Origin of the sequence: Paenibacillus sp. FSL R5-0473 (assembly GCF_038004565.1) — a bacterium.
In the GTDB taxonomy this organism is placed as follows: Bacteria; Bacillota; Bacilli; order Paenibacillales; family Paenibacillaceae; genus Paenibacillus; species Paenibacillus amylolyticus.
The window spans coordinates 359219-377704 of sequence record NZ_JBBORL010000001.1; the positions used below are offsets into that span (position 1 = coordinate 359219).

The 18486-nt window shown below is 48.2% G+C and carries 17 protein-coding genes; all 17 read left to right on the top strand.

All coding sequences use genetic code 11. The annotated features are described in order from the left end of the window. The first annotated feature begins 14 nt into the window (after window positions 1–14). On the top strand, window positions 15–947 hold the full coding sequence (locus MKY28_RS01670; RefSeq protein ID WP_340934543.1) for an ABC transporter permease: 933 nt from the start codon (window positions 15–17) through the stop codon (window positions 945–947). A 60-nt stretch (window positions 948–1007) separates the two neighbouring features. Next, window positions 1008–1925, top strand: coding sequence for an ABC transporter permease (locus MKY28_RS01675; RefSeq protein WP_253503051.1), 918 nt, complete (start codon window positions 1008–1010; stop codon window positions 1923–1925). Window positions 1926–2048: 123 nt separating this feature from the next. Continuing rightward, the gene (gene ssuE, locus MKY28_RS01680; RefSeq protein ID WP_100529736.1) at window positions 2049–2597 is read left to right on the top strand and encodes an NADPH-dependent FMN reductase; all 549 of its coding nucleotides are present in this window, start codon (window positions 2049–2051) and stop codon (window positions 2595–2597) included. 69 nt (window positions 2598–2666) lie between these two features. Beyond that, window positions 2667–3539, top strand: a complete 873-nt coding sequence (locus tag MKY28_RS01685) for a LysR family transcriptional regulator (RefSeq protein WP_076253264.1) — start codon at window positions 2667–2669, stop codon at window positions 3537–3539. A 54-nt stretch (window positions 3540–3593) separates the two neighbouring features. Then, window positions 3594–4655 carry an LLM class flavin-dependent oxidoreductase gene (locus MKY28_RS01690; protein WP_100529735.1) on the top strand — a complete coding sequence of 354 codons (1062 nt, stop codon included), beginning with the start codon at window positions 3594–3596 and terminating at the stop codon, window positions 4653–4655. A 50-nt stretch (window positions 4656–4705) separates the two neighbouring features. Next, the gene (locus tag MKY28_RS01695) at window positions 4706–5932 is read left to right on the top strand and encodes an amidohydrolase (RefSeq protein ID WP_340934548.1); all 1227 of its coding nucleotides are present in this window, start codon (window positions 4706–4708) and stop codon (window positions 5930–5932) included. A 332-nt stretch (window positions 5933–6264) separates the two neighbouring features. Then, window positions 6265–7125 carry a diaminopimelate epimerase gene (locus MKY28_RS01700; protein ID WP_340934550.1) on the top strand — a complete coding sequence of 287 codons (861 nt, stop codon included), beginning with the start codon at window positions 6265–6267 and terminating at the stop codon, window positions 7123–7125. A gap of 43 nt (window positions 7126–7168) precedes the next feature. Continuing rightward, a complete protein-coding gene (locus tag MKY28_RS01705) occupies window positions 7169–7966 on the top strand; it encodes an SAM-dependent methyltransferase (protein ID WP_340934552.1) in 798 nt (265 codons plus the stop codon). Window positions 7967–8022: 56 nt separating this feature from the next. Then, window positions 8023–9318, top strand: a complete 1296-nt coding sequence (locus MKY28_RS01710; protein ID WP_340934554.1) for an opine metallophore biosynthesis dehydrogenase — start codon at window positions 8023–8025, stop codon at window positions 9316–9318. Window positions 9319–9544: 226 nt separating this feature from the next. Then, window positions 9545–11173 carry a staphylopine-dependent metal ABC transporter substrate-binding lipoprotein gene (gene cntA, locus MKY28_RS01715; protein WP_340934557.1) on the top strand — a complete coding sequence of 543 codons (1629 nt, stop codon included), beginning with the start codon at window positions 9545–9547 and terminating at the stop codon, window positions 11171–11173. A 13-nt stretch (window positions 11174–11186) separates the two neighbouring features. Continuing rightward, a complete protein-coding gene (gene opp1B, locus MKY28_RS01720; RefSeq protein ID WP_340934558.1) occupies window positions 11187–12119 on the top strand; it encodes a nickel/cobalt ABC transporter permease in 933 nt (310 codons plus the stop codon). Continuing rightward, window positions 12119–13015 (top strand): staphylopine uptake ABC transporter permease subunit CntC, encoded by an 897-nt coding sequence (cntC, locus tag MKY28_RS01725; RefSeq protein WP_340934561.1) that lies wholly within the window; start codon window positions 12119–12121, stop codon window positions 13013–13015. The genes opp1B and cntC overlap by 1 nt, the downstream gene beginning before the upstream one ends. Next, a complete protein-coding gene (gene cntD, locus MKY28_RS01730; protein ID WP_340934563.1) occupies window positions 12996–13805 on the top strand; it encodes a staphylopine uptake ABC transporter ATP-binding protein CntD in 810 nt (269 codons plus the stop codon). Before cntC ends, cntD begins: the two co-directional genes overlap by 20 nt. After that, complete coding sequence (locus tag MKY28_RS01735) at window positions 13806–14558, top strand: ABC transporter ATP-binding protein (protein ID WP_340934565.1); 753 nt, start codon at window positions 13806–13808, stop codon at window positions 14556–14558. It abuts the gene before it with no gap. A 14-nt stretch (window positions 14559–14572) separates the two neighbouring features. Then, window positions 14573–15766 (top strand): staphylopine family metallophore export MFS transporter CntE, encoded by a 1194-nt coding sequence (cntE, locus tag MKY28_RS01740; protein ID WP_340934567.1) that lies wholly within the window; start codon window positions 14573–14575, stop codon window positions 15764–15766. Next, a complete protein-coding gene (gene cntE / locus MKY28_RS01745) occupies window positions 15763–17028 on the top strand; it encodes a staphylopine family metallophore export MFS transporter CntE (protein ID WP_340934568.1) in 1266 nt (421 codons plus the stop codon). The genes cntE (MKY28_RS01740) and cntE (MKY28_RS01745) overlap by 4 nt, the downstream gene beginning before the upstream one ends. A 235-nt stretch (window positions 17029–17263) precedes the next feature. Next, window positions 17264–18460 (top strand): GTP-binding protein, encoded by a 1197-nt coding sequence (locus MKY28_RS01750; RefSeq protein ID WP_127547089.1) that lies wholly within the window; start codon window positions 17264–17266, stop codon window positions 18458–18460. Window positions 18461–18486: the final 26 nt, after the last annotated feature.

Here is an 18486-nt window from a genome sequence, read left to right on the forward strand (position 1 = left end):
GGAGATATCCCGGTATGGTTCAAACGATACTGTCACGACTCGCAACATCGCTTCTGGTTATTTTCGGAGCTTCGGTGCTGGTGTACTGCATCATGTATCTTCTGCCGGGTGATCCGGTTCTGCTCATGCTGGACCCGTCCTCGGCTACCCCGGAGATGATCGAGAATCTGCGGGTTCAGCTTGGACTGGATCAACCGTTTTACATCCAGTTTGCGAACTATTTCGGTGATATGCTGCGTGGGGATTTCGGTAAATCAATGATCAATTCCGATTCAGTTCTGCCAAAAATACTGGAACATTTTCCAGCCACACTGGCTTTGACCGCACTCAGCTCAATCATTGCCATCACGATTGGGATTACACTTGGTGTATTGTCTGCAATTCATCGCAATGGCGTGATTGATTTTGTCGCCCGGCTCGTTGGACTGTTTGGCATCTCGATGCCAACCTTCTGGACGGGGATTCTGCTCATCCTGTTATTTTCAGTACAGCTTGGCTGGTTCCCGGCGATGGGTTCCGACGGATTCAGCTCACTGGTTCTTCCGGCAGCTACGCTGGGTCTCGTGGGTGCAGGGTTTATCGTACGGATGGTGCGGAACAGCATGCTGGAAGTCATCAATGAACCGTTTATCGTGGCATTACGGGCCAAAGGACTTTCGGAGCGTGCAATCATGTATAGCCATGCACTGCGTAATGCGCTTATTCCTGCTGTAACGGTAATCGGCATGTTGATCGGTGATCTGCTTGCGGGAACCGTTGTGGTGGAGACCGTCTTCTCCAGACAGGGAATCGGCCGAATTATTGCGGATGCGCTAATGGCCAAGGATCTGCCAGTGGTGCAAGGCGTTGTTTTCTTTACATCCATTATCTATGTGGTCTTGAACCTGCTGGTGGATATCTCGTATTCGTACATTGATCCCCGGGTTCGGCGTGCAGTCCGCACATAATATTGGATGGAACAGTCAGAAGTGTCCTGACACGGAGTATGAAAGGAGGAGTTGTTGCTCATGAGCATGAAACCTTTGGCTGGTGACAAAAAAGCATGGGCCGGCAGTGTAGGACGTATCCATCTGTGGAATCGCCGCCCTTGGCGTTATCGCGTCTCATTCGCGGTATCCCGATTATTCTTTTATGCAGCATTGCTGGTGGTGGTGTTTACCGTGGCATGTGCAATTGTACCGGGCTGGATTGCGCCCTATGATCCAACTCAGATGATGACGGATGCCATTCTGCAGGCTCCTTCTGCTGCGCATCTGTTCGGGACGGACTACTTTGGCAGGGATATCTTCAGTGTGGTTGTGCATGGAAGCAGGGATTCGCTGCTCATTGGATTTGCTTCTGTTCTTGTGGGCGGTATTGTCGGTAGTGCTCTTGGTATTATCTCCGGTTATGCCGGAGGAATTGTTGATACCGTCACGATGCGGGCTGTCGATATTCTGATGGCTGTACCCGGCGTGCTCCTTGCATTGTCTGTTGCAGCTGCTCTCGGGCCAGGACTGATGAACATTGCACTGGCTGTTGCGGTTTCCTCCATTCCGGGCTACGCACGGGTGATGCGTGGGCAGGTCATATCAGTTAAAGGTCTGCCTTTCATTACAGCGACACGTTCACTGGGCGGTTCCAATGCACGTATTTTCTGGAAACATGTACTGCCACATTCATTGTCACCCCTGCTGGTCATGGCTACGCTGGGCGTAGGGACATCAATTCTTACGGGCTCCGGACTCAGTTTTCTGGGACTTGGGGTGTTGAAGGAAATACCGGATTGGGGCGCATTGCTCTCGCAAGGTAGAGGGTATCTGACGGTTGCCTGGTGGATCTGTACGTTCCCGGGTCTGGCGATCACGTTGTTTGTACTGGCGGTTAATCTGATTGGAGACGATATTCGCGATCGGCTGGACCCCAAAGTAAAAGGAGCGGCTTGACCGCTATTCCAAAATATAAGAATTTATAAGTTTCACCCTATCCATTTTTATATTTCACTGCGAAACGGTAGCTGTGCCACCAGAGGACGGCGACAGCCGTTTACGCTTGAGGAGGAGATATTCATGTCACATGTTGTCATTATTGCAGGATCACCTTCCAAAAGTTCGCGTTTGACAGGTCTGACGGATTACAGCAGCCAAAAATTAACGGAGGCAGGCATCACTGTTGAAGTCATTCATGTTGTGGACCTGCCCGCTGAGGATCTGGTGCAAGCCCGGTTTGACAGCTCATTCATTCGTGATGCACTCGCTGTCGTGGAAGCGGCGGATGCAGTTATTGTGGCTACACCGGTATACAAGGCATCGTACTCGGGAGTGCTCAAGCTTTTCCTGGATCTGATTCCGCAAGAAGGGTTGCGGGGCAAGTTGACACTTCCGCTCGTTATCGGTGGCTCTATAGCTCATCTGCTCGCCATTGATTATGCATTGAAACCTGTTCTGGCAGCCCTTGGTGGAAGACATATCTTGGGTGGCGTGTATGCTGTGGATCAGGGAATTGAGCGATTGGATGATGGAAAATTTGTACTCTCGGCAGATGTGACTACACGTTTGGATCGCTCGCTGGATGAATTGATATTGACACTGGAAAAGGATGGGATTACGATATCATAAAACCAAGTAAGTATATTGGATAAATCAATATAAGATCAAACGTCTGCGGACGTGGATACGGAGGCGCTCATGAATATTGAGAATATTGAAGCATTTGTATATATCAATCATTATGGAAGCTTCAATAAGGCTGCCGAAGTACTCTTCTTGTCCCAACCTTCGGTCACAGCTCGCATTCAGTCACTGGAAAGGGAGCTGGGCTGCAAGTTGTTTGATCGGCTTGGCAAACAAATTGTGCTGACAGAGGAAGGCCGTAAATTCCTGCCATATGCGCAGCAAGTGCTGCAAGTGATTCAGAAGGGCAAGCAGAAGATTCAGCAACGGCGATCAACACCGGATGCTCTTCGACTCGGTAGTACAGTATCGGTATCCAACTATGTCATTCCCGATTTTTTACCCAAGATCAAGGAAGCTTACCCCGAAATTAATATCAAATTGACGACAGCAACGACGGATCAGCTGATTGCCAAACTGCTTGGTCAGGAGATCGATCTTGCTTTTGTGCGCAAGGTCATGCATCCTGCGATCCGTACGGTTGCTTTTTATGAAGATCCGATCCAGCTCTATGTGTACAAAGGGCATCCATTCATTGAGAGCGGGCATGTCAGCATGGAAGCCATCCGGAATGAGCAACTGGTCTTTTTTGAATGTGGTTCACTGGACTGGCTTCGCATTCACCGGGCTTTCGACTCGCTGGAACATCCGCCGAATATTACATACCATGTTGATAATTCGGAGACGGCGAAGAAACTGGTTATGCAAGGGGCAGGCATTGCCTTTCTCCCAGGACTTACGGTGAAGAAGGAAGTGCAAAATCAGGAGCTGTTCCCCATTCAGGTACATGAGGTAGCAGGTGTATCGTTGCAGATCAGCGTCGTTACTTTAAAGGAAGAATATTCGCCATTGGCAGAGCCCTTCGGGGAACTGCTGCGGAAGTTATAGATTGTTTGTAAGATTCAAGAACAGCGGTTCAGCACAATCAAGGAGGAGAAGGATATGAGTATTCGTGTTGGCATTTTGGATCAGACTCCCATCTATGAAGGGGAAACGGCGGTGGATGCTTTTCGGCATACGATTGAGCTGGCACAGCGGGCAGAGCAGCTTGGATTCCATCGATTCTGGGTGTCGGAGCACCATGATTCAGGGCATGTTGCAGGTTCCTCCCCAGAGGTACTCATCTCCCACTTGCTTGCGCATACAAAGCGGATTCGGCTGGGGTCTGGCGGAGTAATGCTCCAGCATTATAGTCCATACAAAGTCGCCGAGAATTTCAATATCCTCGCCGCGCTCGGACCAGGAAGAGTTGACCTGGGAATCGGTCGTGCACCAGGCGGGTTACCACGTTCGACACAGGCGTTGCAGGAAGGTATTCAGGAAGCCGCATCTCTTCAAGAGAAAATTGTTCAGGTGAAACGATACATCCACAATGAGTCGCTTGAAGATCAGTCGCATCCACTTGCAGGTCTCAGTGCTTCGCCTGTGTCGGATATTCCAGCGGAGCTGTACGTACTTGGAGCAAGTGTCGATAGTGCAGGTATGGCTGCGGAACTGGGACTCCCATATGTCTTTTCACTGTTCATTAACAGTAATATAGAGGTAGCGCTTGAAGCGATCCGTGTATATCGTGAACAATTTGATCGTTCCCAGGGACGAGAGCCCTACGCTGCACTGGCCATATCGTTAATTGTGGCCGAGAGTGAGGAGGAAGCGGAAGGACTTGCGAGCGAGCATATGCTGGTGAAGATCCATCTGGAGAGTGGGAAAGTACTCACTGTCGGTTCTGTGGAACAGGCGGAAGAATTCGGCCGTCAATCAAACGAAACCTATCGGATCGAGATTTTGGAGCCAAGTGTGACCAGGGGTACGAAGGAAAGCGTAGGTCAGGCGTTGCTGAAGTTCCAGCAGGAATTTGCTGTGGAAGAGTTCATTGTGACTACAGCTACACGGGACTTTACCAAGCGAATTCGTTCATTCGAATTGTTGCGTGAGATTCTGGCAGAGCAGGGACTGAGTGAATTTGCACTGGAATCCAAGGAACAGGAAGCTGCAATCGGATAGAATTAGGCAGTTAATATAGCAGTAAATATATACGAATGGGAGGCCATGTGATGAAAAGTGATCTGGAACAGCCCAAGCAGCATTCTGAGCAACAAGTACAGGGCCCCGAGCATGAACTTCATGGTGAACGGGCGGAAGAATTTGCGGAACGTTTAATCACCATTCGGCGACATCTGCATCGTAACCCGGAATTGTCCGGCGAGGAAAAGGAGACGACAGCTGCCATTCGCAGTTGGCTGGAAGAGGAAGGCGTCCGTATTGCAGACGAATATGCGCTGCGGACAGGGCTTGTCGCTGAAGTGGGTCAAGGGGACGGTCCTGTTGTCGCCCTAAGAGCAGATATTGATGCGCTGCCCATTCAGGAAGAGACAAAGCTGGAATTTGCCTCCCAGGTAGATGGAAAGATGCACGCATGCGGACATGACGCACACACGGCAATTCTGATCGGTGCTGCACGATTACTGAAACAGCGCGAGTTCATCCTACCGGGAAAAGTACGGTTGATATTCCAGCCATCAGAGGAAAAAGCAACGGGTGCTCGGCAAGTGATCCAGAGCGGCGCATTATCCGATGTTCGGGCCGTATTTGGGTTGCATAACAAGCCTGATCTCCAGGTAGGTACGGTGGGCATTCGGGAAGGCGCATTGATGGCAGCAGCAGACGGTTTTGTTGTCAAAGTGGAAGGTGTAGGCACCCATGCAGCTGTGCCTGAAGCCGGCATTGATCCAATTGTGGTTGCCGCACATATTGTTACGGCATTACAGGCCATTGTGAGCCGCAATGTGGGAGCACAGGAGAGTGCTGTAATCAGTGTCACCAAGCTCCACAGTGGCACAGCCTGGAACGTTATTCCGGATGAAGCGATCCTTGATGGCACAGTGCGTACCTTTGATGAGAAAGTGCGTGCACGGATTCGCGAACGTTTCAATCAGGTAGTCGCCGGTGTGGCGGCAGCCTATGGCACACGGGCTACGGTCCGTTGGATTCAGGGACCACCTGCCGTGGTCAACGATGAAGCTCTGGCATCTGCGGCGGAGCAAGTTGCAAGTCAGATTGGGCTGAATAGCATCAGACCGCTGCCTTCTCCGGCAGGAGAGGACTTCTCTTTTTATCAAAAAGAAGTTCCCGGCCTGTTCCTCTTCCTGGGCACCTCTGGCCCGCATGAGTGGCATCACCCTGGCTTTGATGTGGATGAACGGGCTCTGTCGCTGGGAGCACATCTTCTGGCTGCACTGGCTGAGAAAGCACTGCACAATGTGCAAGCACATCAAGCGTGATGAGTACAGTGAATCACTGGATCATATCCAGATCGAAACGGTTCCGTTCGACGGCAACCGTTTTTCGTATTCCCTTTTTTAGTGAGAGCGAGGTAGGAACGACGATTCGTTGGATTTAATCAGATGGTGTAATTATAGCTAGGGCTGGCGCAGAAGCGTCAGCTCTGTTTGGGTTTTCTTACAGGAGGTGCAGCTAAAGGTATTATGAAATTTTATTTTTTTAAATGGAAATATTTGTTGACGCTCCCCAAAAGGATGTGCTATATTTTTCTCGACCTTTAATCGTAATAATTACTATTAGATAAAAAAGAAGAACAGGAGTAGTCGCTGCGATGAAACAGGAGATCGATTTTATCAAGTTCAGTCCCACTCAAAACATGACGATTCTGGTTAAAACGGATCATGCAGCAGAGAAATACAATCATATTGCAACTCGTCTAATGTCGTATGATAACGTTTACGCTGAACAAGTGGGATTCATCGAACCAACGAGGATACCGGAAGCTGTGGCCCGCCTGGAAATGGCCGGAGGAGAGTTCTGTGGCAATGCCTGTATGGCACTTGCAGCACACCACGCATCTGAAGCAGGATTGGCACAACAGGAATCTATGGACATTGTGCTGGAGGTTTCCGGAACCGATCAGTTGATCATGTGCCATGTGAAGAAACAGCAGAACGAATATGACTGCCAGGTGACCATGCCGATACCAAAGCAGATTGAGCAGCGAACAATCCGGTACGAAGGCATCGAACTCGATATGGTGATCATCCGGTACGCTGAATTCATCCATATCGTGATTGAAGTCGATGACTTCGACGATACGATGAAGAAGAGGGCACAGACCCTTGCAAGATTACTGGGATTAACCCTGGGAGATAAGCTGATCGGTATCTTGTTATATCAATCACACTTGGAAGAAATGGCCCCACTCATCTATGTTCCGGAGCTGGATAGTCTGATCTGGGAGAGAGGGTGTGGCTCGGGTACGGCCTCCGTGGGAGCGTATCTCGCATGGAGCCAGCAGAGGCAGATTACGCAGTACATCAAGCAGCCTGGTGGTGCGATCAAAGTGGCGGCCCAGTGGAATGGCGCAGAACTTGAGAGTATTACGATTGAGGGATCTGTTGGCATCGTGGCTCAGGGCAAAGCCTTCATAGATGCTCCAGCAGAATGGAGCGTTGTAAACGCATGAGGTACATGATACATGATCGAGACAACGTATAGGGGGAAAAGAAATGATCACATTGGTCCATTTTCAGACATGTTTGAGTGAATTTGCAGAGAAATTCGATAAGCTCGCGAGCAAGTATGATCATACGATTCTGCATAGTTCGGAGCTGGAGGCTGTGATCAATGACTACTCCCGCTTTGTGACCGATCAGGAGAATAAGGCAGCCTGGGAACAGTTGGAGCATTCCGAGCTGGAAGAACTGGATTTGCTTGTATGGCAGTTAAGAAATAAATCCGCCCAGTGTGTGGCGATCATGGAGAAATATCGTGCATTAAAGTTAGAAAACGGGGATGTTCAGATTGCCGATTATTTCAAAAATATAGAAGAGTGTATCGATAAAGAATTTGGCAGCTTCCATGTCACCTCCGATTCCAACGTATTGTTGGTAGGCTCCGGTTCATTCCCAATGACACCATTACTCATCGCCAAGCGAACAGGTGCACAGGTTGTTGGGATCGATATTGATGAAGAGTCCATTACACTCGGGCGAAAAGTGGTGGAGACACTGGGCACGGCAGGCTTGAAGATTCGATTGGAGTCAACCTTGCTGGAAAATCTGGAGTATACCAGGGAAGCAACCCATATCATTTTCAGCTCTACGGTGGCCCCTAAATATGAGCTGCTTGATCAACTGCATGCCCTGACGAATGCACAGGTGGTTGTAGCCATGAGATACGGTGATCAGTTGAAGTCCTTGTTCAATTATCCCATGAGAGCGACGGATAGCAGCAAGTGGAAGCTGGTGGATACGATCCTGCGCCCGGATGATGTGTTTGATATTGCGTTGTATCAAAAAGCATAGGTATGCAAGTGCGTCCAAATGGATTACAGATTGAACTTTGAATTAAGGAGGCTTATATGAGCAATCTTCAGCGAATTCTGTTACTTGGAACCGGGCCTGCATCCATTCAGCTTGCGGTTACACTCAAAGATCATCTCAATTGCTGTATAGGCATTGTGGGGAGAGCATCGGTTCGTTCAGCGTCCGTATTCGCAGCCCTCGAACAGAGCAATGGGCGTATTCAGGTCAGCATTCAAAATGAGAAACATCAGCCACTCGCAGGTGAGTGTTTCATTGATCATGTGTTCAAGGGATATGACACCATTGAGGGGGAATGGGATACACTCATTTTGGCGGTTACCACCGATGCTTATATCGATGTGTTGGAACAAATGAAAAATGAATTCATCAAACAACTGAAATGTATCATTTTGATTTCTCCAACGTTTGGGTCGAATCGACTCGTGACCCATTATATGAGAGAGCGGAGTGCAGCGCCGGAAGTGATCAGTTTCTCTACCTACCTCGGAGATACCCGTTGGATGCACGAACATCCGTCGAATCATGTGATTACTACAGGGGTGAAGAAAAAGGTCTATATCGGTTCCACTCGTTACCCGTCTGAACAGGTCAGCAAGCTATGCCAAGTGTATGAGCGTTTGGGTATTACGCTGGAAGTGATGCGATCCCCACTGGAGGCGGAAACGAGAAATATCTCGTTGTACGTGCATCCACCCTTGTTCATGAATGAATTCTCATTAGAAGCCATTTTTGGAGCATCGAATATTCAGAAATACGTATACAAGATGTATCCTGAAGGTCCGATTACACAAGTTTTGATACGGGAAATGCGGGCACAGTGGCAGGAGATTATGAATATTACGGACCGACTTGATATTCAGGGAGTGAACCTGCTTCAGTTCATGACGGATGACAACTATCCGGTTCGATTAGAGAGTATATCACGCCAGGATATCGAGAATTTCAATCAGCTGCAGGTCATTCATCAAGAGTATTTATTATACATACGGTACACCTCCTTATTGATTGATCCACTCTCGGAACCCGATTCGGCAGGGAAATATTTTGACTTTTCAGCAGTCCCATTCCGTCAAACGTTCATGAACCGCGAAGGAGAACTGGACATCCCCCGTATGCCCAAGGAAGATTACTACCGCATCAAAATCATTCAGGGCATAGCCAGACACCTCGATGTGAGCTGTCCAACCATTGATCAATTTATCGCCAGGTATGAGGCGAAGATTCAGGAAGTGGCTGACGCAAACCCGGATCAGCGCTTGTCCAGCGCCTTTTCAATCCAATCCTTTGAAGAGGATATCCGCATGATTTGCACCGGACTTTCAAGGGTCTAATTACATCTCAAATTAATCAAGTTGAACCTGATGTTTACATCATAACGGAGAGTGCGGAACCAATCTGAAGAAGCGAAGCGGTCGCCTTTATCCCCGGATTTTCTCTTTGGAAAAGAGAATCAAAAAAATCTGGGGATAACAGCGATCGGAAGATGGTACTGCAATCGGAGTGGTCCGATGTAACCTACAAGGTCTGCTTGTAACTTAATCATCAGGAGGAAATGTTGTGAAAAAGGGTCTTACTTTTACATCTATATTATTGCTGGTGTCTGCCATTGCGCTGCTCGCCGGATGCGCTCAGAACACAACAGAGAAAGAGAGCGCCCAAACGGAGCCTGCCAATAGCCAGGTGCAGACGGAGCTTATCTATGCTTCTGCCAAAGATATTAATGATATGAACCCTCATCTGTATACAGGTTCCATGCCTGCGCAAGGGATGGTATATGAGTCTCTGGTGGAAAACACACCTGACGGAATCAAGCCATTGCTGGCTGAATCATGGGATATTTCCGAGGATGGCAAGACTTATACCTTTCATCTGCGACAAGATGTGAAATTCCATGATGGAGAGCCGTTCAACGCAGAGGCGGTTAAACAAAATATCGATGCCGTTCAGGCCAATGCCGAAAAACATGCCTGGATCAAGCTGTCTACCAAAATCATAAGTGTAAAAGTTATCGATGAGTATACGGTGGAGTTGGTGCTGTCGGAAGCCTATTATCCGGCACTGGTGGAATTGTCCATGACAAGACCTTACGTCTTCATATCACCCAAGGATTTCAAAGATGGCGGAACCAAAGACGGAGTAAGTGGTTTCCACGGCACAGGACCTTACAAGCTTACAGCTCATAAAGTTGAAGAGAATGCCACGTTTGAAGCTAATGAAGACTATTGGGGTGGTGCACCTGCAATCAAGAAGATCACATCCAAGGTTCTTCCCGCAGGTGAAACAACATTCCTGGCATTGCAAAAGGGAGAGATCAACTTTGTGTTCACCGATGACCGGGGAGCAGATAGTATCGATGTCGAAGCCATGGACCAATTGGCTGAATCCGGTGGTTATCAAGTGGTCCGAAGTGAAGCGATGAATACCAATATGATCGTAGCCAATAGCAGTCGCCAGAATAGTCCGGTTCAGGAAACGGCAGTGCGGGAAGCGCTATGGGTGGGCATTGATAGGGAAACGATCAGTAAAGATATTTTCAACGGAACACAGACTGTAGCGGACACGCTATTTTCAGCCAATGTCAATTACGCCAAAGTGGACCTGAAGAAACGGGAGTATGATCCGGAAATGGCTAAAAATCTTCTGGAGCAAGCTGGCTGGACATTGGCAGACGGTAAAGGGGTGAGAACGAAGAACGGTCAGCCTTTAGCCATGAAATTATACTATGACAGCAACTCGTCTTCACAGAAAATACAGGCCGAATTGATCCAGTATTCCGTGAAAGAATTGGGAATTCAGCTTGAAATCGTGGGCGAAGAATCCACTTCCATTGCGAATCGGAGAGCCACCGGGGAATATGATCTGCTCTTTAATCAAACCTGGGGACTGGCCTATGATCCACAGAGTACCATTGCAGCATTTACATCAGATTCGGCATACAAGCATACAACAAGCGGAATTGCCGAAGCAGATGAATTGTACAAGAAAATCGATGCGGTCATGATCTCCACGGGTGAGGCTTCACGCCAATCCCTGTATGCCGACATTATGAAGATCGTCCATGATGAAGCAGTCTTCATCCCGATTACCAACGGGCGTGTCACCATAGTCGCTCCCGAGAATCTTAATGGAATCTCATTCAAGCAGACCCAATATGAACTGCCATTTGAAAAAATGAATTTTAAATAGAGCGGAGATGGATATGGGAAGTTATATCTTCAAAAGGATTATGTTAGCGATCCCTTTACTGATTATCATTTCATTTATAACGTTTGTTCTGATTAATCTATCTCCCTTGGACCCGGCGATTGTTGTGTTACAGGCACAGGAAGTTCCGCAGATCACAGAGGAATTAATTGCCCAGACCAACAAGGCATTGGGGTTCGATCAGCCGTTCATGATCCAGTATGTGAACTGGATTATGGCTGTTGTGCAGTTGGACTTTGGCAATTCTTATGTATCTGGTGAACCCGTATGGTCATTGATGGGGCCGGCTTTTATGAACACATTGAAGTTGACGCTTGTCTCATCGGTATTTATTATTGCGCTGTCCATTCTGCTGGGAGTGATCTGTGCCATGAGAGAAGGCAAGCTGCTGGATCGATCGGTCAGAGGCGTATCATTTTTCCTTACCGCCATGCCATCCTACTGGCTTGCAGCCATGATGATCTGGTATTTTTCCGTCAAGCTGGATCTGCTACCTACCAGTGGTATGGACTCATATCGAAGCTACATTCTTCCGGTGATTGTGATCACGGTCAGTTATACAGGCATTTATTTCCGAACGGTTCGAAGTTCCATGCTGAGCAATATGAATGAGGACTATGTATTATATGCACGGGCAAGTGGTCTGAGTGAGAAGAAAGTTACCCTGCATATTCTGAGAAATTCATTACAGGTGGCCGTGTCCATCTTTTGCATGGCGATCCCGATCGTGTTGGGCAGTACGGTGGTCATCGAAAATGTATTTGCCTGGCCGGGGCTCGGTAGGCTCAGCGTGAAATCCATATTAAGCAGGGATTTTCCGATTATTCAGGCGTATGTTCTGATGTTGGCTGTCACCTTTGTGTTGTTTAACACGTTATCCGACATCATTAATGCGGCGATGAATCCCCGGTTGAGAAAGGAATTCTGATGCGAATATTGAAAAATCTGCGCAAAGACAAGCTTGCGTTGACCTCTTTGGTGGTGATTATCGTCACGATTATGGCGGGCGTACTGGCTCCGCTTATTGCGCCGCATGATCCTGGACAAGTGAACATGAAGCTTCGGTATGCCTCCTCATCCTGGGATTATCTATTAGGCAATGATCATCTGGGTAGATGTGTATTATCTCGGCTTATCTATGGCATCCGTCCAAGTGTGTTATGGGTTCTGTTTGCGCTTAGTCTATCTGTTCTGATCGGGGCCATTGTTGGATTCATCGCAGGTTACTTTAAGGGGAAAGTGGATGCGTGGATCATGAGAGTCTGTGACATTATGCTGTCTTTTCCCGGATACGTGATGACACTAGCGGTGGTTGGCATTTTGGGTGCAGGACTGGAGAACATTTTGATTGCCTTTGTGTGGATGAAATGGGCCTGGTTTGCCCGTGTTATTCGCACATCTGTGATGCAATTCTCTGATATGGATTATGTAAAATTCGCTAAAGCCTCCGGCACACCCAATCTGAGAATCATAACCAAACATATTGTTCCGGTTACCTTTGCCGATATCGCCGTCATTGCCAGTGGCTCCATGTGTTCAATGATGTTGCAGATCTCCGGCCTTTCCTTTCTGGGGCTTGGCATTCAGGCTCCGCATGCGGAGTGGGGCATGATGCTCAATGAGGCGAGGGAAGTCATGTTCTCCAAACCTGAATTGATGTTGGCACCGGGCCTGGCCATTGTGGTGGTCGTGTCTGCTTTTAATTTTCTATCGGATGCCCTTCAAGTGGCTCTGGACCCCAAATTGATGACCTCTCAAGGTAAGTCTGACAAGTCTTACGAAAGTGAGGTGAGAAAGACGGCTTATGAATATAGTCGAGGTTGAACATTTGAAAGTCTGGGACACCAATACAGGTAAAGTGATCATTCATGACAGTTCATTTGAAGTTAAGCAGGGAAGCTGTATGGCCATCGTGGGGGAAAGTGGTAGCGGGAAGTCCGTTACGTGCAGGGCTATCATGCGACTGAACAAGCCATGGATTCGCCAATCGGGCAGGATGTTATTTCAGGGCGAAGACCTGAACCAGCTTTCGGAACCGGAGATGCGGCGTAAGCGGGGCAAGCATCTATGTATGATTTTGCAGAATGGCATGAGTGCATTTGATCCTTCCTGTGTCATTGGTGTTCATATTCGGGAGACGCTTCAGCAGCATTTTGGCTGGAATACCCGCGAGAGTGAACGGAAAATCATCAATGCCATGGAAAGCGTCATGCTCAGACATCCGCGCGAGATTTTGAATCAATATCCACATCAGCTGTCCGGTGGGATGCTGCAACGAATCATGATTGCTCTGGCGTTGGTGCTTGAGCCTGATCTGATTATTGCGGATGAGCCAACAACGGCGCTGGATACGATCTCTCAATATGAAGTAGTGGAGCAATTGATTCAATTACGCGAACGCATGGGCTGTTCCATGATGTTCATCTCCCATGATCTCGGCGTTGTTCAGAAGATTGCAGATGACGTGATGGTCATGAAAGACGGAATCATCGTAGAGCGCGGCAGCATGCATTCTGTTTTGACAGAGCCGGAGCATGCTTATACGCAGTATCTGGTCTCTACCCGGTTGGAGCTGAGCAATCATTTTAAGGCGTTGATGCAGGAGGACTTATAGATGCTAAAGGTGGAGGGTATCGAAAAATCATATAACCAAGGCGGACTGTTCTCCAAGCACAAACAACAAGTTTTGAAACAAGTTACCTTTGAATGCCAGCAGGGCGAGTGTCTCGGTATCATCGGTGAAAGCGGAAGCGGTAAATCGACGTTGGGCCGTCTGATTCTGGGCATTGAACGGCCGGATCGTGGAACGATCTCGCTGGATGGTAAAGACGTACAGGATCGACGTGTACGGATGGGAAACCTCAGCGCTGTTTTTCAAAACTATACATCCTCCATCAATCCATTTCTTACTGTGGAAACTGCCATTATGGAACCGATGCAAGCACAGCAAAAGCTGCGAAAGGATCAGGGTAACTCAGAGAAGGTAGATCTGTTGCTGAACCAAGTTGGGCTGGACCCTTCGTATAGATCCAAATATCCGCATGAACTATCCGGCGGTGAGGCTCAGAGAGTGTGCATTGCCAGGGCCATCTCGACAGCCCCAAAACTTATTGTGTTCGATGAAGCGATCAGTTCACTGGACGTGTCTGTTCAGATCCAGGTGTTGCAATTACTGAAAGAGCTGAAAGAAATCTATAAGCTGAGCTATGTCTTTATCACACATGATATACAGGCGGCAGCCTATATCTGTGACAGGGTAATCATTTTCAGAGAGGGACAGGTTGTAGAGATAGTTCCGACCAAGCAACTTAAGGACGTACAGTCCGACTATGCGAAGAAATTATTGAAGCATTTAATACCATTTTAGGGGGAACACCCATTGTGAGTGGAGCGATGTCTTGGCCTTTTCTGCGCTTGTACATACTGGTTCTTCTATATTTCAGTGCCAATGCCATTCTTAACGTGATCATCCCATTACAAGGGGAGTCCTTGGGTGCGAGCGGTACAACGATTGGACTGATCATGGGCGCTTATATGTTCACAACGATGTTCTTCAGACCCTGGGCAGGTCGGATTATTCAAAAGCACGGTCCGATCAAAATATTGCGTCTAATTCTGATTATCAATGGATTTGCGCTGATTTTATATACCTTTACGGGACTCGGAGGTTATTTGGTTGCTCGTATTTTGCAGGGGATATCGACAGCGTTTTTCTCCATGGCTTTGCAGATTGGCATTATTGATGCCCTTCCGGAGAAGGATCGCTCTCAGGGGATTTCGTATTATTCGCTGTTCAGTTATATACCAGGCATCGTGGGGCCAGTTATCGCATTAGGAATCTGGCAGACGGGTGGCATGGATTATTTTACAGTGGTTCTGATCGGCATTGCCGTCTGTACGGGTGTCTTCGGATATACCGCCAAAATGGAACCAAACAAGGAGCAACCTGCTGAGAATCTTTCGGAGCAGAACGTGAGCATGTTGGAATCCTTTGGTCAGTTGGTGAAGAATCCACATTTATTTCGTTGCAGTGTGTTAATGCTCGCCGCTTCGGTTGTATTTGGCGCGATTACCACCTTTATTCCGCTGTATGCGAGTCAAGTACCAGACGGGAATGCGGGTGTATATCTGATGCTTCAGGCAGGAACAGTGGTGCTCGCTCGAATTATGCTTCGAAAAAGGATTCCGTCCGATGGCAGTTGGCATTCTCCTTTCATCATGGGTACGATGTGTCTGCTCGCCGTTGCTGCGCAATGTGTCAGTTTTGCCGTGACAGGCGGGGTGGTCTTTTTCTATGTGGGCGCTGTATTCATGGGAATCGGTCAGGCGATCCTGTATCCGACACTTACGACCTATTTATCTTTTGTCTTGCCTAAGCTGAATCGGAACGTTCTGATCGGGTTATTTATTGCAATGGCGGATCTGGGTATTTCTCTGGGTGGTGTGATTATGGGACCCGTCGCTGACTTCTCTTCCTATTCATTTATGTACATGATGTGTGCTATCCTAGGAGCGGTAATGATCGTTTTTGCCTATGAACGGCGGAGACCCGTTACAGGTACATCTGTGAGTTGACTACCAGAAGAGAAAGTGGTGACGAACGTTTGAAGGCTTCAATGACGGCAACATCCAATGGGAAATTAAATCCGGTATCCTTTTCATTTATCCGGTTTTATATGCTGGCCTTTTTATTTTTTGCGGCAAATTCAGCTTTGACGATTATTCTGCCTTTGAGAAGTGAGGCCGCTGGATTAAATCAGGCTGAGATTGGTCTGATGATGGGGGCATATATGTTCACCTGTATGCTCTTGAGACCTTTTGCAGCGCAGTTGCTGGGTAAGCATGGGCCACTACGAGTGATGCAATGGTTATTGCTTTTGCATGCGGGCACGCTGCTGTTATTTGTTATTTTTGGTGTGGAGACGTATCTGTGGTTGCGAGCCCTGCAAGGTGTGGCTACGGCCTTTTTCTCCATGACGATGCAGGCAGGCATTGTGGAAAAGCTGGAGGACAAAGACCGGGCACAAGGGCTGTCCATGTACACCCTGTTTACGATGGTTCCTTCTCTGGTCATTCCGATTCTTGCTATACAAATCTGGGAAAATGCCAGTGATCTGGCGTTTACGTTGCTGATGATCGGACTGGCGGCTCTGCCACTTCTGATTGGATATAATGTGGATCTGCCGCGGAGTACCGTGCAGAACAAATCGTACACCTTGGGCGATATGTTTCGTTCATTCGGCGGCATCTGGCGCAGTACGCCACTGCTGATTAGCAGTGTGGTGATGTTGTTTGCGTCCTGCGTTTTTGGGGCGACAGCGACCTTTCTTCCCCTGTATATGGTATCCACCGGACTGGCGAGTGCAGGCGTATTTTTGACGATTCAGGGATTAGTTGTAATCCTGTGCAGGTTTATTTTGCGCAAAAAAATTCCGTCCGATGGTAGCTGGAATACCTGGCTGATGGCAGGGTTAATGCTATGTGCTGCACTGGGAACCCAGTTGCTCAGTCTAATGGAGACCATCGGGCCGCTAGTGTATTTATCCGCGGTGTTTAGCGGTTTTGCCCTGGCACTGTTGTACCCGACATTAACCACATATCTGTCTTTTGTGTTGCCTGCGGATTCCAGATATGTACTCATGGGGATCTTCATGTCCTCGTATGACCTCGGATTCTCTCTGGGTGGACTGGCGATGGGGCTCATTGTGCAAGTGAGTTCGTATTCGACCATGTTTATGATCTGCACCTTGCTCTCTGTTGCAGCGATGGTACTGGTGTTGGTGTTCAGGCAACGGATGGAAGCGGGCAATAAGGCCAGATCTGGGGTGACTATATAAATTGAACTAAAGAACATTTACAGAGGAGGTTTATGACTCACTTCTTGCCAAAACGTATCCTCAGGATGCGAAAGTGTAAGGGGCGGTCATCAGCCTTTTTTTGTTTTTTTGCAGGTTGAAATCAAAAATAGTTTGACAATGACCGTCTAACAGGATTATAGTCATTGTTGTTAATCGTAATAATTACTATTAAAGTCCGAATTACACAGACTGCACATATAAGGAGTGGATTTCTATGACACAAAAGCAAGTTCCGGTAACCGTACTGAGTGGTTACCTCGGTTCAGGGAAAACGACGGTTTTGAATCACGTGTTGAACAACAGACAAGGGCTTAAGGTTGCCGTAATCGTTAACGACATGAGTGAGGTCAATATTGATGCAGCGCTGGTTAAGGGGGAGGCAACCTTGTCTCGAACCGAAGAGAAGCTGGTGGAGTTGTCGAACGGCTGTATCTGCTGCACCTTGCGGGATGATCTGATGCAGGAGATTGAGAAGCTGGTGAACGAAGGCAAGTATGACTATATTTTGATCGAATCCACCGGCATCAGTGAACCTGTTCCAGTTGCACAGACCTTTACATATGCCGATGAAGAGTCGGGTATTGACCTGACTAGTCTGGCCCGATTGGATTGTTTGGTAACGGTAGTAGATGCCAATCGATTCTGGCATGATTTTGGATCAGGACAGAGTCTTCTGGATCGTAATCAGGCGACCGGAGATGAAGACACCCGTGACGTTGTAGACTTGTTGATTGATCAGATCGAAACCTGTGATGTGCTGCTGCTGAACAAATGTGATCTGGTCGATGACACCGAGCTGAACAAGCTCGAAGGTATCATCCGGAAGCTACAGCCTAACGCCAAGATCATTCGGACCGAGAATGGACAGGTGAATCCGTCCGAGATTCTAAATACAGGCCGCTTTGATTTTGAGAAAGTGAGCATGTCCGCTGGGTGGATTCAGGAGCTGGAGAAGGAGTCGCATACACCGGAAACCGAGGAATATGGTATTGGTTCCTTTGTATATCGCCGCAGAAAGCCGTTCCATCCTTCCCGTCTGGCTGAATTCATGAGTTACTGGCCGGAAGAAGTGGTACGTGCCAAAGGTTTGGTATGGCTTGCGGCTGAAGGGGATGTTGCTGCAAGCCTCAGTCAGGCAGGGCCATCCATCCAGTTCGGTCCTGCGGGACATTGGGTCGCTGCGTTGCCGGAAGCGGACAAAGAAGAGATTTTACGTAACGAGCCGGATGTTCTGGAGAAATGGGATGCCCAGTGGGGAGATCGTCAGACGGAGCTTGTCATGATTGGGATCGAAATGGAGCGTGCGAGCATTGAAGACGAGCTGGACCAGTGCCTGCTCAGTGATGAAGAAATGCTGGGAGACTGGGGCCATTTCGACAATCCACTGCCATGGCCTGTGGAAGCGGTATAACTCGGAAGTTGATGTTCTAAACATAA

What these genes read in the sequence shown, in the direction of transcription:
- MKY28_RS01670 (WP_340934543.1), top strand. Translation starts at nt 15, where the DNA reads ATGGTTCAAACGATACTGTCACGACTCGCAACATCGCTTCTGGTTATT.
- MKY28_RS01675 (WP_253503051.1), top strand. Translation starts at nt 1,008, where the DNA reads ATGAGCATGAAACCTTTGGCTGGTGACAAAAAAGCATGGGCCGGCAGT.
- ssuE (WP_100529736.1), top strand. Translation starts at nt 2,049, where the DNA reads ATGTCACATGTTGTCATTATTGCAGGATCACCTTCCAAAAGTTCGCGT.
- MKY28_RS01685 (WP_076253264.1), top strand. Translation starts at nt 2,667, where the DNA reads ATGAATATTGAGAATATTGAAGCATTTGTATATATCAATCATTATGGA.
- MKY28_RS01690 (WP_100529735.1), top strand. Translation starts at nt 3,594, where the DNA reads ATGAGTATTCGTGTTGGCATTTTGGATCAGACTCCCATCTATGAAGGG.
- MKY28_RS01695 (WP_340934548.1), top strand. Translation starts at nt 4,706, where the DNA reads ATGAAAAGTGATCTGGAACAGCCCAAGCAGCATTCTGAGCAACAAGTA.
- MKY28_RS01700 (WP_340934550.1), top strand. Translation starts at nt 6,265, where the DNA reads ATGAAACAGGAGATCGATTTTATCAAGTTCAGTCCCACTCAAAACATG.
- MKY28_RS01705 (WP_340934552.1), top strand. Translation starts at nt 7,169, where the DNA reads ATGATCACATTGGTCCATTTTCAGACATGTTTGAGTGAATTTGCAGAG.
- MKY28_RS01710 (WP_340934554.1), top strand. Translation starts at nt 8,023, where the DNA reads ATGAGCAATCTTCAGCGAATTCTGTTACTTGGAACCGGGCCTGCATCC.
- opp1B (WP_340934558.1), top strand. Translation starts at nt 11,187, where the DNA reads ATGGGAAGTTATATCTTCAAAAGGATTATGTTAGCGATCCCTTTACTG.
- cntC (WP_340934561.1), top strand. Translation starts at nt 12,119, where the DNA reads ATGCGAATATTGAAAAATCTGCGCAAAGACAAGCTTGCGTTGACCTCT.
- cntD (WP_340934563.1), top strand. Translation starts at nt 12,996, where the DNA reads ATGAATATAGTCGAGGTTGAACATTTGAAAGTCTGGGACACCAATACA.
- MKY28_RS01735 (WP_340934565.1), top strand. Translation starts at nt 13,806, where the DNA reads ATGCTAAAGGTGGAGGGTATCGAAAAATCATATAACCAAGGCGGACTG.
- MKY28_RS01750 (WP_127547089.1), top strand. Translation starts at nt 17,264, where the DNA reads ATGACACAAAAGCAAGTTCCGGTAACCGTACTGAGTGGTTACCTCGGT.